Annotated in this window: 14 protein-coding genes, 1 tRNA gene and 1 pseudogene; 9 read left to right on the forward strand and 7 right to left on the reverse strand. The window is 63.7% G+C overall.

Annotation, left to right across the window (positions count from 1 at the left end; translation table 11 throughout):
- Positions 1-172 precede the first annotated feature (172 nt).
- Positions 173-254 (forward strand) — tRNA-Tyr (locus tag AU252_RS16300).
- Between the two features lie 65 nt (positions 255-319).
- Here AU252_RS16300 and AU252_RS24640 read toward each other — a convergent pair.
- Positions 320-886: pseudogene (locus AU252_RS24640) on the reverse strand (site-specific integrase).
- A gap of 39 nt (positions 887-925) precedes the next feature.
- Here AU252_RS24640 and AU252_RS16315 point away from each other — a divergent pair.
- The gene (locus AU252_RS16315; protein ID WP_058931631.1) at positions 926-1315 is read left to right on the forward strand and encodes a hypothetical protein; all 390 of its coding nucleotides are present in this window, start codon (positions 926-928) and stop codon (positions 1313-1315) included.
- Positions 1316-1771: 456 nt separating this feature from the next.
- On the opposite strand, the gene AU252_RS16320 is transcribed toward AU252_RS16315, so the two are convergent.
- Positions 1772-3925: an acyltransferase family protein gene (locus tag AU252_RS16320; RefSeq protein WP_083510449.1), complete on the reverse strand. Its 2154-nt coding sequence runs from the start codon at positions 3923-3925 to the stop codon at positions 1772-1774.
- A 365-nt stretch (positions 3926-4290) separates the two neighbouring features.
- Here AU252_RS16320 and AU252_RS23930 point away from each other — a divergent pair, with 365 nt between their 5' ends.
- The 3 genes from AU252_RS23930 to AU252_RS16330 all read left to right on the forward strand — a co-directional run bounded on the left by AU252_RS23930 (position 4291) and on the right by AU252_RS16330 (position 5694).
- Positions 4291-4794, forward strand: coding sequence for a hypothetical protein (locus tag AU252_RS23930; protein WP_157769008.1), 504 nt, complete (start codon positions 4291-4293; stop codon positions 4792-4794).
- Positions 4795-4885: 91 nt separating this feature from the next.
- Positions 4886-5083, forward strand: a complete 198-nt coding sequence (locus AU252_RS16325) for a hypothetical protein (RefSeq protein WP_157769009.1) — start codon at positions 4886-4888, stop codon at positions 5081-5083.
- 179 nt (positions 5084-5262) lie between these two features.
- Complete coding sequence (locus tag AU252_RS16330) at positions 5263-5694, forward strand: CBS domain-containing protein (RefSeq protein WP_058931634.1); 432 nt, start codon at positions 5263-5265, stop codon at positions 5692-5694.
- Between the two features lie 107 nt (positions 5695-5801).
- On the opposite strand, the gene AU252_RS16335 is transcribed toward AU252_RS16330, so the two are convergent.
- Both AU252_RS16335 and AU252_RS16340 read right to left on the reverse strand, forming a co-directional pair.
- Positions 5802-6806: a LysM peptidoglycan-binding domain-containing protein gene (locus AU252_RS16335; RefSeq protein WP_058931635.1), complete on the reverse strand. Its 1005-nt coding sequence runs from the start codon at positions 6804-6806 to the stop codon at positions 5802-5804.
- A gap of 373 nt (positions 6807-7179) precedes the next feature.
- Positions 7180-7914 (reverse strand): potassium channel family protein, encoded by a 735-nt coding sequence (locus AU252_RS16340; RefSeq protein WP_058931636.1) that lies wholly within the window; start codon positions 7912-7914, stop codon positions 7180-7182.
- Between the two features lie 70 nt (positions 7915-7984).
- Between AU252_RS16340 and AU252_RS16345 the strand changes: the two genes are divergently transcribed.
- Positions 7985-8608, forward strand: coding sequence for an acyl-CoA thioesterase (locus AU252_RS16345; protein WP_083510450.1), 624 nt, complete (start codon positions 7985-7987; stop codon positions 8606-8608).
- Here AU252_RS16345 and AU252_RS16350 read toward each other — a convergent pair.
- Both AU252_RS16350 and AU252_RS16355 read right to left on the reverse strand, forming a co-directional pair.
- Positions 8575-9378 carry an ABC transporter permease subunit gene (locus AU252_RS16350; RefSeq protein WP_058931637.1) on the reverse strand — a complete coding sequence of 268 codons (804 nt, stop codon included), beginning with the start codon at positions 9376-9378 and terminating at the stop codon, positions 8575-8577. The genes AU252_RS16345 and AU252_RS16350 overlap by 34 nt on opposite strands.
- A complete protein-coding gene (locus tag AU252_RS16355; RefSeq protein WP_058931638.1) occupies positions 9375-10328 on the reverse strand; it encodes an ABC transporter ATP-binding protein in 954 nt (317 codons plus the stop codon). The genes AU252_RS16350 and AU252_RS16355 overlap by 4 nt, the downstream gene beginning before the upstream one ends.
- A gap of 31 nt (positions 10329-10359) precedes the next feature.
- Between AU252_RS16355 and AU252_RS24815 the strand changes: the two genes are divergently transcribed.
- Both AU252_RS24815 and AU252_RS16360 read left to right on the forward strand, forming a co-directional pair.
- Positions 10360-10485: a hypothetical protein gene (locus tag AU252_RS24815; protein WP_268760659.1), complete on the forward strand. Its 126-nt coding sequence runs from the start codon at positions 10360-10362 to the stop codon at positions 10483-10485.
- A 4-nt stretch (positions 10486-10489) separates the two neighbouring features.
- Positions 10490-10936 (forward strand): thioredoxin family protein, encoded by a 447-nt coding sequence (locus AU252_RS16360; protein WP_058931639.1) that lies wholly within the window; start codon positions 10490-10492, stop codon positions 10934-10936.
- Between the two features lie 91 nt (positions 10937-11027).
- On the opposite strand, the gene AU252_RS16365 is transcribed toward AU252_RS16360, so the two are convergent.
- A complete protein-coding gene (locus tag AU252_RS16365; protein WP_058931640.1) occupies positions 11028-11306 on the reverse strand; it encodes a putative quinol monooxygenase in 279 nt (92 codons plus the stop codon).
- Positions 11307-11410: 104 nt separating this feature from the next.
- On the opposite strand from AU252_RS16365, the gene AU252_RS16370 reads away from it, so the two are divergent.
- The gene (locus AU252_RS16370) at positions 11411-13087 is read left to right on the forward strand and encodes an AMP-binding protein (protein WP_058931641.1); all 1677 of its coding nucleotides are present in this window, start codon (positions 11411-11413) and stop codon (positions 13085-13087) included.
- The last annotated feature ends 68 nt before the right edge of the window (positions 13088-13155 follow it).

Raw genomic sequence — 13155 nt, forward strand, 5'->3', positions numbered from 1 at the left:
TTTCCGCGGAATTGCAGCACTTTTGGCAGCGTTTTCAGGGGTCTACAGCCTCGATTCGATGTTTCGGCAGAAGTTCTGTAAAGTTGTCTTGCCCGCGGTTACTGGAAGCGGAACGGCCCGGAAACGGACGTTCTGAACACTGCAGCCGGGGGTGATCTTCTTTTTGAAGTTCGGCAGATTACCCGAGCGGCCAAAGGGGGCTGACTGTAAATCAGCTGGCAACGCCTACGGGGGTTCGAATCCCTCATCTGCCACCGCCCCGGATTCTAGGGGAATTTAGACCCGTTCGTATCTCTTCGGAGGTGCGGGCGGGTCTTTTTTACTTCCCGGTGATCACACTTGTGAGCACACCTTGGCTTTTCTTTGACATCGGCAGCAGTGAGGACGCACCTTCCGCAGCGTTGTGGGCGGCGTCTCCCACCATGTGCGCGTACAGGTCGCGGGTGATCTGGCTGTTGCTGTGTCCCATGGTCTTGGACACAATGGCCATGTCCTGCCCCGAGGCCAGCATTAGAGACGCGTGGAGGTGGCGGAGGTCATGGAAGCGCATGTGCGGGAGGCCCAGCTTCTCCACCATCAGCTCGAAGAGTTTGGACGGGTAGCCCGGGCGGAGCTGGCTGCCGTCCTCGTACGTGAACACGCGGCCCGAGTCCTGATAGGCGTCTCCTCATGCCTCGCGTTCCTGCCCCTGCTGGAACTGCCACGTCAGAAGAGCGGCGACGGCCCGGTCTGACAGTGCGACCACGCGGTCCTGTCCGGCATCCGTTTTGATTGTGCCCTCCACTACTTCCTTGCCTACCTGTACAAGCTGCACACAGACAACCAGGCGGCGGGCGGCAAGGTCTACGTCCTGCCAGCGGAGGCCGCACAGTTCACCGCGGCGCATACCGGAGAGGATGGCCACCTCAAACAGTGCGCCCAGCCGGTGCTCAGTGGCGGCGTCCAGGACGACCGCTCCATCTACTACTGGAAGCACGTCTACGAGCGGAACACCGAAGGACTCTACCTACCCAACGGCGCCTTCGCCTTAGCGGCAACCCTCGCCGGACTGCCGATGGACTGGTCCGCCTACAACCCCACCATCCACGCCCGGGAATCCCGCCACAACCCAATCGGGGCCCTCGTGACTAATCCCCGCCGATTCAAGGACACCGCGGCCAGCGTGCCCGAGTTCAGCGCCCTCATGAACGCCCAGGTCCGAGCCACGCTGCCATGCAACGGAGGGACCGAATGGATGGCCGAAGACCATCGTCTCCAGCAACGGGCAGCCGAGCTGTGCCGCCCGTGCGCCCTCCTGGTATTGTGCTGCACCTAGGCCATCACCGCTGGGGAAAGAACCGGCATCTGGGGCCAACATCTGGTCTCTGTTCATCTGGCCCTGGCTTCCTGCCGACGGGTCGAGGGCATGCTGACGCCGCCCTGTTAATAACAAAGCCGAGTCAATGGTCGCGTCGGTTTTAAAGCACTTTGAAAGTATTAGAGCCCGCCACGTCTGCCTACCGCTGACCAACGGACGAATGGAAAGACTACAGTCGATTTTTGTTGATATTGATCTTGGCTCCTTCAGATGAAGAGATATTTCACCATCGGGACCAGGCCCCTGAGAAAGCCCATTTTTGAACCGCGTGGTCAGGCATCCCCCGTTGACAGAGACGTGCTTCTGCCAGTGCGGCGCATGTATCGGTCACAGGCCGCCCTTTTCGTTACGGAGGCTTGCTTGACACCCAAACGCCAACCCACCGGCGGCGCGCACAACGCTGCTGACGCCACATCAGGGAAGCAAGGCGGCCGCCTCAGCAAGAGACCGACGCAACCACAGGGCGTAGTTGGTGGAGATGTGCTGAGCATCCTTATGGGTTGCATATCCCGCGACAACCGCGGGACAGACATCCTCCGCGCACAACCACGGAACAACGTCCACGTATTCCGCGCCACCGGCCTCGGCGACGCGCTTCTCCATCTCATTGTGTTCGGTGTCCACCGCGTAACTCCGCTGAGTGTGGCAGCGACGGACGTCGTCGGAATTCGATGTGACGCAGTCCTCGGGATCCTTTTCCGAGTACGCGATGTCCCCGATCACGACCACACGATCACTTATCGCGCTCAATGACTTTATGGTCGAGGCGAGACCCTCCTCCCAGGCGGCCCCCGTGTTTTCTTTGTCAGGGCGCCCATCCTTCTCAAGCCAAGTACCCTGGCGCTGACCCGAGATGAGGACGACGCTCGGGTGAAGTGCCTCGATCTTCGCCAGCGAGTCAGCACGGAATGCCTTGCACTCGGGATAATCACCCTTGCGCTTCGCGTTGTAGACCGAAAAGTCTGCTGGCGGACACGAGAACATCGAAAAGACTTCGAAGCGCCGCCCAAGTTCAGTGGCTGTCACGCCGAGCGGACTTTCCCACATCTGAGCGTGCGAGTCGCCATAAACCACCACTGTCTCGCCGCCGCTGGCGTCACCATAACTGCATGTGACTTTACCTGTTGGGGCATCTAGGCCCCTTATACAGGCATGTTGGTTGAAGAGGAATCTCCCAACAGGCGGCTCCGGCGGCCACCCTGCGACGTTTACGCTGTCAGCCACGGCCTTTGCCACTTCGTCAGCCGTCGGTAGGTCACTGCCAGGGGCAACTGCAAAATCGCCTACTTTGTCTGTGGGGGAAGGCTTGGGCAGGATCGACACCAGATTGCTCGTGAGGCCAAGTGATAGCGCCACCAGTGCGGCGCCGAAAGCCACGCTGACTGACGGCCGGCGGGCCTTGAGCCAGTTGGAGTTCCGTACGGGCAATTCCACATACTTGAAGGTAACGACAGACAAGGCCAGCGCCACACCGACAAAGGCAAGCTTGGTGGTCATCGCCAGTTCGGTCCCGAGCGATGCCGCGGGGAGGATCAGCACGGGCCAGTGCCACAGGTACAGGGAATAAGAGAGCTTGCCAAGCCATTGCAGAGGTCGACACTGCAGGAGCACTTCGGCTCCTCGCTTCGGTGTGATTGTCCCGCCGATTATCACAAGAATCGTTCCGCCAACCGGAAGAATAGCAGCGGACCCTGGGTACCTGGTGTACTCGTCCAGCGTGAGCGCTGCTGCCGCAATCGCAGTGAGTCCGGACACACTCGTAACGGCGGCAAGAAAAACCGGCAGCCGCATGATCGTCGGTGTGAGCACGGCAAGAATTGCGCCAGCCGCAAGTTCCCAGGTCCTCGTCAAGGGAGAGAAGTAGGCCGCACTCGCGTTCTCCGTCGTCGCGTACACCGACCACATAAGGGAGACTGCAATCGTGACAGCGAGGAGAACCGTCAGTCGCGTGCGTAGCGGAACTCTCCATCCGATCGCAGCGACCGCCATCATTAAGGCTGGCCATAACAGGTAGAACTGCTCTTCGATGGCCAGTGACCAATAGTGCTGTAACGGGGATGGAGAAAGGTCGCTGGCCCAGTAGTCCGTCCCTTGTGAGGTTTCGCGAAAATTGCTGGCGAAAAGCGCGGCCCATTGCCCGTCTTCGGCGGTTCGAGCAGCACTCGTACCGCCGATCAAAGCGAAGGATGAGACTACTGTGACGGCGAGGACAAGAGTCGCGGCAGGCAGGATTCGCCGAGCCCGTCGTGCATAGAACCACAAGAGGGAGATCCGCCTACCCCGTTCAGCTTCTTTGAGCAGGAGGCCGGTGATGAGGAAGCCGGAGACCACGAAGAAGACGTCGACACCGACGTAGCCTCCTTGCAGCGCCGGCACGCCTACATGGTCCAGCACGACCAGTAGAACTGCGATCGCGCGAAGACCCTCTATGTCCGGACGGAACGTGCGTGGAACGGATGAAGAGCGATCGGCTCCCTTCGTGGCACGCTTACTCGGTAGCAGACGGCGTCGGGGTTTACGCGCGTCAAGGTGGTTTCCATTGAGCAATCCACTGGCCAGATGTATCATGTCGCCCCTTTGGCCCGACGTCTCTTACCGGCTCGTGCGGCCGACAGTAGCGCTCTTTGCGGCCAGAATCAATGCATTTCCCCGAAGATAGGCGTGCGGTCGTGAAGTGGGCAAATTCTTGACCTCGCCCGGCAATTTTCTCAGAAATCGGGCGCCTCCAGCTTGATGCTGACCCGACTTGCTCTTATCTCAGCCCTCGCAGCCGTCGGAGTAACCGGGTCGTCGGCGCCACCCGGAGACGCGGTTGCCAAGGGTCAGGAAGCGCAAACGCAGATCTGCGGCGGCAGCATTCAGGGGAACAGCGTTCTTACCGCGGCTCTCGCGGGCGCTGTGCAAGGGAGCAACCTCAGCCCATTGGCTCCTAAGTGCAGCTGCGGCAACAAATGTCCCTTAGGGAATCCGCCAGCAAGCTGCGGACCTGGAGAGAAACGCTGCAAGGAAACCGCGTCCTGCAACTTCAATATCTCGTGCGACGGAATCGTCGTTGCGTGCTCAGCGAAGGTGCGAGTCGAGTACCTGAGCGAACGGCGGAAACCGCTGAGTCTGATACCTCGACCGGCCCGTCGTGGCTCCGCTACGACATTGGCATAGAGCCGACCCTGTCGCCAGAGTCAATTGCCATCATCGATGGGGTTATCTCCTACCTGTGCAGCGTCGTGGAGCAAGGAGCACCCAGAGCGGAATGGCGGGTCGGCTACAACCGGATCAAGTCCTACATCTGGCAGAACCACCCAGTGCTCGTGCACAACAACCACGAGGTTCCACTGGCTGACCTGGTTCCAGGCCTTGCCCGAGGACAGGCAAGCGGGCGGCTCCCCTCAGATGATGACAAGCTGGCCGCATGGCCGCCGCCGCCATCAAGCAGCTGAACGGTAATGACGAGGAAACAGTCGTTGAGGACGAACCGCTTATCGAGGTCGAGGACCTAGGCGAAGACGCACTCCGCGGCGGGAGCTTGAGGTGTCTTTGCGGGAGGACATCGCCAACGAGTACTCCCGGGAGGTGGACCGGCTGGTCAAAACCCTCGCGAAGGAGGACGGGATCACCGGCGTGGTCCGCGAAGACCGCGAAGTACTCCTCGTTGCCACACCCAGCTGGGACACCGCGCAGCTTCAAGAATGGCTCACCCGATATATCGAAACCAATATCCATAACTAGCGGCACTCTTTGGCGCGGGTGCAGGGGAGTTGACCACTCGAGGGGGAGCCTTGGCGGGCCGGCGGGAGACAGGGGAGAAACCGCCGTCGACATCAGCGTTGGGCCCGGCGTAGGCTGGCACCATCGGCGCATGTGACCCCGATGCCCTGCGTCGATACATCAATCGATGAAGGAGAACCATGAGCGTTGTACGTGAATTTATGACCACGGATGCACAGTGTATTAAGGAGCATCAGTCCCTCGCAGATGCCGCTCGGATGATGTTGGATCTGGATTGTGGATCGTTGCCGATCTGCGGCGATGACGGCAAGTTGAAGGGCATGATCACCGACCGCGACATTGTGCTCAGGTGCGTTGCTGCCGATCGTGATCCCCGCGAGATGTTGGCCAGCGAGCTAGCCACCGGCAAGCCCTACTGGGTGGACGCCGACGCCAGCGTTGACGCAGCCATCGAAATCATGGAGAGGCACCAGGTCCGGCGCCTCCCGGTCATCGTCGACCACAAGATGGTCGGCATCCTCAGCCAGGGTGACATCGCGCGCAACTACACCGAGGAGCGCGTGGGCGAACTGGTGGAGCACATTTCGGAACGCCACCCTATGTCTGCATAGTCTGACTAATTCCCGCATGGCCTTGTTCGCGGCTCCTTGCCTTGAAGGTTCGGAACCGCGAACAAGCTTTGGAAACTCTGGACCGCGAAACCCGGCCGGACCAGAGCCTAGTTCAGGGCGATCAGTAGCATCTGGTTGGTCCCCGGGATGCACGTCTGCAGGATGGCCCGGGGGAATCCGCCGAATACCGCGATGACATCGTTGGTGGTTCCCGGGTTGGGGACCTGGCCCCGGGCCGTCGCCGTGTATGTCCCGTAGCCCGGAATGCTGACGGTCTCGCCCACGCCGATGCCGGAGAAGCGCGCCCACCCGCCGCAGAAGTCGTGCTCCGTGATGAACAGCGAGTAGCCGTCGTTGGGTGTGTAATGGATCGGCCCGATGCACGCGTCCACCATGGCCTGTCCGCCAGCGCCCGCGACATAGATGGTGCGGACAGCGGGCGCGGCCTGGACCGGCGCCGGGGCGGGGATGTAGGCCGGTGAAGCAGCAGCGGGTGCCGCCGCAACCGCGGCCGGCGCCGGTGCCGGGGCGGAAACCTCGACGGCGGGCCCCGTCAGTTTCAGCGTTTGGCCCGGGACGATGATGCTGTAATAGCCCAGCCCGTTGGCGGCCAGCATCGCATTTGTGTCAACACCGTACCTGGCCGCGATCCCACCCACGGTGTCGCCGGGAACCACTGTGTAGAGGTTGGGGTCGCCCGCGGGCGCCGGAGCAGGTTCGGGCGCTGGCGGTGGTGGGGGAGCCTCGGCAGGCGCCGCAGGCACCGCAGCTTCTGCGACTTCCGGCTGCGCAGTGCCAGCTCCCGCACTGCCAAACTCAACGGACCCAACATAGGGCGCATCCAACGGCACCGCGGCCAAAGGCCGGGCAACGCGCACAACTGGCGACGCCGCCGTCGTGATGGCCTCCGGTGGCGCGGATATCTCTGCCGTGGGGACGGGGCCGGCCAATGCGCCGACTCCGAAGGCGGAAATCACGGCGGCGGTGGCCATGCCGGCCCACAGCTTGTTGCTGATCGGCCCGTGCCTCGGTGCCAGGAGATCGGCCCGGGGGACATCGGTTTCGAAATTTCGGCGGGGTGGTTCGGGAGTAGGTGCGGTCAACTGGAACATGGGTGGCCCATCGCAGGTCGGTCCGGCAACAGGGCGGCAGTGGTGCCGCGAGTTCCAATGCAGGACGGATCGAGGAGTGATGCGCTGCGCGGTGCCGGTCTATGACGGAACCGCGCACGGAAAGCGCGCATGATGGGAGCGCCCGCATACCCAGAAGATACGGATGCCCCGCTATGAAGCGGCATCATCCACCCCAGCTCGGAGGATGCGCCGGCAACTTTGTTTGGCCCTAGGAATTTCGAGTCTAGGAAGCTGCGCCAGGCACTGCACGAGTAGGCGTTACCTGAATTTTTCCGCCGAATACTTGGCCCCGCGGCGGCGACTACTCGGTGTCCAGCCGCCTGCCCCGCTGGACATTTCTACCGGGACATTCCTACAACGAGGGGCGGTCCTTGAGCTCGGCCACTTCGCGCCGCAGCGCAGCGATCTCCGTCGCCAGACCGGCGAGCTCTGCCCGCAAGGGTTCCTCCACGGACTCCGCGGCAGCTTCCGTGGACTCCTCTACACGCTGGACAAGCCAGGAGGCGATGGACGCGGTGACCACACCCAGCACGGCAATGCCGCTCATCATCAGCGCCGAGGCCACCAGCCGGCCGATCGGCGTCACGGGGTACATGTCGCCGTAACCCACCGTGGTGATGGTGGTGATGGCCCACCAGAGAGCGTCGCCGAATGTCAGGATCTTGGCGTCCGGGGCCGACTGTTCAACGTCCAGTACCGCCAGCGCGCCCACAAATACCAGGAGCGCCGCCGATCCCGCCACGTACGTGACCACCCGGCCCCTGAGGGTCTCGCCGATGGTCCTGTGCAGCACTGAAAGCAGCGTGACCAGCCGGAGCAGGCGCAGCGGCCGGAAGAACGGAAGGGCCACGATCAGGAGTTCGTGCAGGTTCCAGAGGAACCAGCGGTGGCGCTCTCTGGCCAGCCACAGGTTCGCGGCGTAATCAAGGGCGAAAATACCCCACGTCAGCCACATCACCGTCTCAAGCAATTCCGCGCCGCTGCCGTCGACGCGGCCAATCACCTGCCACGCATACGCCGCCAGGAAAACCAGTGCCGTCCCCATCAGCGGCCACTCGGCGAGGTCCCGGTAGCGTTGTTGCGTCATGCGCCACATCCTACGTGGCGGGCCGGACCTACGGACTTGCCAGCAAGTTACCGACGGGTAACATTGGAGAATGCACCTGCTTCTGAGAACCCTCCTGATGCTGTTCACGTCCGCCCGCCGCTCCGCAATGACAATCTGGGACGCGTCTTCCCTGCCGCTGCGTGTCCTGCCCACCGACATCGACATCGCCATGCATGTCAACAACGGCATGTACTTTTCCCTCATGGACCTGGGCCGGTTCGACCTGATGGTCCGCAGCGGCGTGTGGAAGACGATGCGCCGGCGCGGCTGGAGCCCGGTGGCGGCGGGGGAGACCATCGCCTTCCGGAAGTCGCTGCAGCTGTGGCAGCAGTACACCATCGAAACAAAGATCATCGGCCTGGATGCCAAGGCCATCTACTTTGAGCAGCGCATGGTGTCCGACGGCGAGATTTACGCGCGTGCCTACATCGCCACCCGCCTGGTCAACAAGGGCAGGCCGGTCAGCCAGGAGGAGATCCTGCGCGAGTTCGGCCAGCCCCCGGCAGACCTTGTACTCCCCGAGTGGATCCACGAGTGGCGCGAGACCAACGCCCTGCCCGGCAGCCGTACGCCGGCGCCGCACGTTTGGGACAGCCTCACCCGGGAACCCCAGGGCCTGAACGGCGGCAACCCGGACAGCTACGTGCCGACGTCGCGGCGGTTCACCGCATAGGCCGCCGCGGCCACCAGGCCTGCCGAAATTCCCCAGAGCCACCCCGCCGCTGCCCAGTCCGCACCGTTGGCCACCGGCGAATTTCCGTAAGCCCAGTGGTAGGGGCTCAGATTGAGCAGCCACTCCACGTCCCCGCTCTGCCGGCCGACGGCGTTGAAGACATATCCAAGAACGCCGACGGCGGCACCCGCGGCCAACCCGTACGTCTGCCTGCCGGACACGGCCCCGGCGCACAGCGCGGCCGTTCCGCTCAGTAGCGCCAGCCCTGCGAACAGCACCGCTGCGCCGAAGAGGTTCTCGGGCCGGATGGTCAGCTGGGCTGAATCATTGAGCAGCCGGACCAGCACAAAGACCAGGGCCGCGAGCAGCACCACCCGCAGGAACAGGGACAGCGCGCGTTCCAGCACCACCTGGACGCGGGTAACCCCATGGGCGAGGGTCAGCTCCAGCTGGCCGGATTCCTCATCCCCGCCCACCGCGGCCGCACCCCATCCAACGGAAGCGATGGTCATCAGCAGGAAGCCGATCAGCCCGAAAAGCGTGGCCTGGGTGTACCCGGGACCGGTGGCGATCTGGTCGTAGTTCAGCGCCTTGGTCATCTCGGCCGGGAGGGCATCGATCATGTCCTGCATCTGCGCGCTCCCGCCGATGGACGGGTACAGCGGCAGATAGAGGAGAGTGGCGGCGGCCAGGCCGGCGGCCCACGCCACCGTGGAGCGCCAGGAATCAAAGAATGCCCGGCGGAACAGCGGCAGGGTGGTGATGCTCATCGCGCGGCCTCCGCCGTGCCGGGCACTGCTTGGTCTGTTTCTGCGGGACTTGAGTACATCTTGAGTACCGACTCTTCAAGGTCCGGTTCCTCCAGGACCAGGTCGGTCAGATCGAGGGTGCCCAGGGCCCTGACCAGCGGCTGGATGGCCCCCTCCACGGTGGCCGAAAGGGTGATGCTGCCGCCGGACTCCAGCACCGCAACGTGCCCGACGCCGGGTACCCCACCCAGCATTGCGCCGGCGTCGTGCGCTGTTATTCCGTTCGCGGTGAACCGGACCCGGCGCACCGCACCTTCCCGGAGCCCGTTCACGGACTCGACGGCGATGATCCGGCCGTCCCGGAGGATCGCCACCGTGTCCGCCGTCTGCTGGACCTCGCTAAGGACGTGGGAGCTGAGGAAGATGGTCTGGCCGTTGTGCTGCGCCTCGCGGACCATCGCATGGAATTCCTGCTGGACCAGCGGATCCAGGCCGCTGGTGGGCTCATCGAGGACAAGGAGCTCGGGATCGTGCATAAACGCCTGGACCAGGCCTAGCTTCTGCTTGTTGCCCTTGGACAGTTTGCGCGTGTGGCGGTCCAGGTCCAGCCCCAGCCGTTCGGCAAGGCCATCGATCCTGCCCGGGGCCACCGGACCACTGATGGCTTGGTAGTGGGCCAGGAGTGTCCGGCCCGTGACGCGGCCCTCGAGGAACAGCTCGCCGGGAAGGTAACCTATCCGCCGGCGGAGCTCCGGGCCGCCAGCACGGGGGTCCTTGCCCAGGACGCGGACCTCCCCGGACGTGGGGCGGATGATGTCCAGCAGGCAGCGCATGGTGGTAGTCTTGCCCGCGCCGTTGGGGCCGATCACGCCGAACGCGGAGCCTGCTTCGACGCTGAAATCCACCCCGTGGAGCACCACGCGCCGGCCGAACTGTTTGGTGAGGGACCGGGTGGAAATAGCCTGGGCCATGAACCCTCCTGTGTGCGGCAGTCAGCGGCTGATGACCCCAAGGGTAGGCCTCGCCGTGCCCGGTGTACACGGTCCCGCCACGGATATTCCCGATGACGCGGGGAGCGAACAGGGCGCACCCGGCTGGGACATCCGCCTGCGCCTCGCGTACCGTTGAAGGCATGGCTACCGTAGACATCACAGGTGAACAGTTCGCATCGACCATCGAAGGCAACGACATTGTCCTGGTGGACTTCTGGGCTGAATGGTGCGGTCCCTGCAAGCAGTTCGGGCCCACGTACAGCGCCGTGTCGGAGAAGCACTCCGACGTCCTGTTCACGAAGGTGGACACCGAAGCCCAGCAGCAGCTCGCCGCCGAGGCCGGCATCACGTCCATCCCCACCCTGATGGCCTTCCGCGAAAAAGTTCTGGTCTTCTCCCAGCCCGGCGCCCTGAACGCCCAGCAGCTGGAGCAGGTTGTTGACGCGGTCAAGGCCCTGGACATGGACGAGGTTCACGCCCATGTGGCGCGCTCGCAGGCAGAAGCGGCAGCGGCCGCGGAAAGCAACCCGGCCACCGCCGGAAAGACGTCGGGCCCCCAGGACGGCTCGCAGATCCCCGACCTGTAATCCTTTTCTTAAAACAACGCGGGGTCACATTTCGCCCAATAACTTCGGTTCTTTGGGCGAAATGTGACCCCGCGTTGTGGTTTGCGGAGGGTTACAGGCGGTCCAGCTGCACGGGCTCGGCCAGCAGCGCGCTCAGGGATTCGTTCAGGTCCTGGACCGCGGTGCCCTTGGAGTGCTTCGCAAGCAGTTCCTCGGATTCCCACTGTTCCGTGAGGACCAGCTTCTCTTCGGTGGCCTCGGTCAGCTCGTAGCGGATGCAGCCAGGCTCGTTCACCACCTCGTCGATGGCGATTTCCAGGGCGAGCTTCACACGGAAGAACTCGCCGTCGTTGGGGATGAACGTTGCCTGCAGGTCGATGGGTGCACTCATGGATTTCACAATACCGGGACTCGGGATGCACGCCCGCCCTGTTTACGCGCGGACACCCTCCTGTTGCGCTTCTCTTGCCCGGCTGCTGTTGGTAGCGTGCCACCATGCGCGCTTACACAGCCGGGGACACTGACGTCCCGCTCCTCGAGGAAACCATCGGCCAGAACTTTGAACGGGTGGTGGCCCGGTTCCCCTTCCACGACGCGCTGATCGAGGCCGCGCCGGTGCCGGGCGCTGACGCCCGCCGCTGGAGCTACACGAAAATGAACGACGACGTCGATCGCCTCGCGCGTGCACTGCTCGCCTCGGGGGTGGCCAAGGGGGACCGGGTGGGCATCTGGAGCCCGAACTGCGCCGAGTGGACGCTGCTGCAGTACGCTACGGCCAAAGCCGGAGCCATCCTCGTCAATGTGAACCCGGCCTACCGGAGCCACGAGCTGGAGTTTGTGGTGAAGCAGAACGGCATGCGGATGCTGGTGGCGGCACCGTCGGACCGGAACAGCGACTATGTGGGGATGGCGCGCCAGGCGCTCGCCGGCTGCCCGGACCTGCGGGAGCTGGTGTTCCTGCCGGATTACGGCATGGACGGGCTCGACGCAGGTGGCCCCCAAAGTGATGCGGAGCTGACGTACGCCGAGCTGCTCAAGCGGGCTGACGCCGTCGGCCATTCCGGCCTGAAGGCCCGCATGGCGGAGCTCGACCCACACGATCCCATCAACCTGCAGTACACCTCCGGGACCACGGGCTTCCCCAAGGGGGCCACGCTGACGCACCACAACATCCTGAACAACGGCTACTCCATCGGTGAGCTGCTGGGCTACACCGAGCACGACCGGGTGGTGATTCCGGTGCCGTTCTACCACTGCTTCGGGATGGTGATCGGCAACCTGGCAGCCCTCAGCCACGGTGCGGCCACCATCATCCCCGGGCGCGGCTTCACGCCGGCGGCCGCGCTGGAGGCGGTCCAGGACTTCGGCGGGACATCGCTGTACGGTGTGCCCACCATGTTCATCGCCGAGCTGGCGCTGCCGGACTTTTCCTCCTACGACCTGGCCACGCTCAGGACAGGCGTGATGGCGGGATCGGTGTGCCCCATCGATGTGATGAACCGGGTGATCTCGGAGATGCACATGGTGGATGTGGCCATTTGCTACGGCATGACGGAGACCTCCCCGGTGTCCACCATGACCCGGAACGGTGACACGCTGCAGCATCGCACCGAGACCGTGGGCCGCACCATGCCGAGGCTGGAAAACCAGATCGTGGACCCTGGCACCGGCGAAGTGCTGGAGCGCGGCGAGATCGGCGAGCTGTGCACCCGGGGCTACGCCGTCATGGCCGGGTACTGGGACCAGCCGGAGACGACCGCGGAGGCCATCGACACCGACCGCTGGATGCACACCGGCGACCTCGCCCGGATGGACGACGAGGGCTACGTGGTGATCGAAGGCCGCATCAAGGACCTCGTGATCCGCGGCGGCGAAAACATCTACCCGCGCGAGATCGAGGAGTTCCTGTACAGCCACCCGTCCATCCAGGACGTGCAGGTGATCGGGGTGCCCGATGCCAGATACGGCGAGGAACTGATGGCCTGCATCATCCTCACTGCGGGCGCGGAACCGCTGGACGCGGCCGCCGTCGCCGAATTCTGCCGCGGGAAATTGGCACACTACAAGATCCCGCGCTACGTGGACGTCCGCGAAAGCTTCCCCATGACCGTTTCGGGGAAGATCCGCAAGGTGGAGATGCGCGAGGAAGCCGTGGCCCGCCTGGGTCTCTGACAGCAACGCGGGGTCACTTTCCGCCCGATAATTCGACTTCTTTGGGCAAGGAGTGACCCCGCGTTGCT

Origin of the sequence: Pseudarthrobacter sulfonivorans (assembly GCF_001484605.1) — a bacterium.
Lineage (GTDB): Bacteria > Actinomycetota > Actinomycetes > Actinomycetales > Micrococcaceae > Arthrobacter > Arthrobacter sulfonivorans_A.

Coding starts and splice junctions, on each gene's coding strand:
- AU252_RS16320 (WP_083510449.1), bottom strand. CDS start 3,925: ATGATACATCTGGCCAGTGGATTGCTCAATGGAAACCACCTTGACGCG.
- AU252_RS16330 (WP_058931634.1), top strand. CDS start 5,263: ATGAGCGTTGTACGTGAATTTATGACCACGGATGCACAGTGTATTAAG.
- AU252_RS16335 (WP_058931635.1), bottom strand. CDS start 6,806: ATGTTCCAGTTGACCGCACCTACTCCCGAACCACCCCGCCGAAATTTC.
- AU252_RS16340 (WP_058931636.1), bottom strand. CDS start 7,914: ATGACGCAACAACGCTACCGGGACCTCGCCGAGTGGCCGCTGATGGGG.
- AU252_RS16345 (WP_083510450.1), top strand. CDS start 7,985: ATGCACCTGCTTCTGAGAACCCTCCTGATGCTGTTCACGTCCGCCCGC.
- AU252_RS16350 (WP_058931637.1), bottom strand. CDS start 9,378: ATGAGCATCACCACCCTGCCGCTGTTCCGCCGGGCATTCTTTGATTCC.
- AU252_RS16355 (WP_058931638.1), bottom strand. CDS start 10,328: ATGGCCCAGGCTATTTCCACCCGGTCCCTCACCAAACAGTTCGGCCGG.
- AU252_RS24815 (WP_268760659.1), top strand. CDS start 10,360: ATGACCCCAAGGGTAGGCCTCGCCGTGCCCGGTGTACACGGTCCCGCC.
- AU252_RS16360 (WP_058931639.1), top strand. CDS start 10,490: ATGGCTACCGTAGACATCACAGGTGAACAGTTCGCATCGACCATCGAA.
- AU252_RS16365 (WP_058931640.1), bottom strand. CDS start 11,306: ATGAGTGCACCCATCGACCTGCAGGCAACGTTCATCCCCAACGACGGC.
- AU252_RS16370 (WP_058931641.1), top strand. CDS start 11,411: ATGCGCGCTTACACAGCCGGGGACACTGACGTCCCGCTCCTCGAGGAA.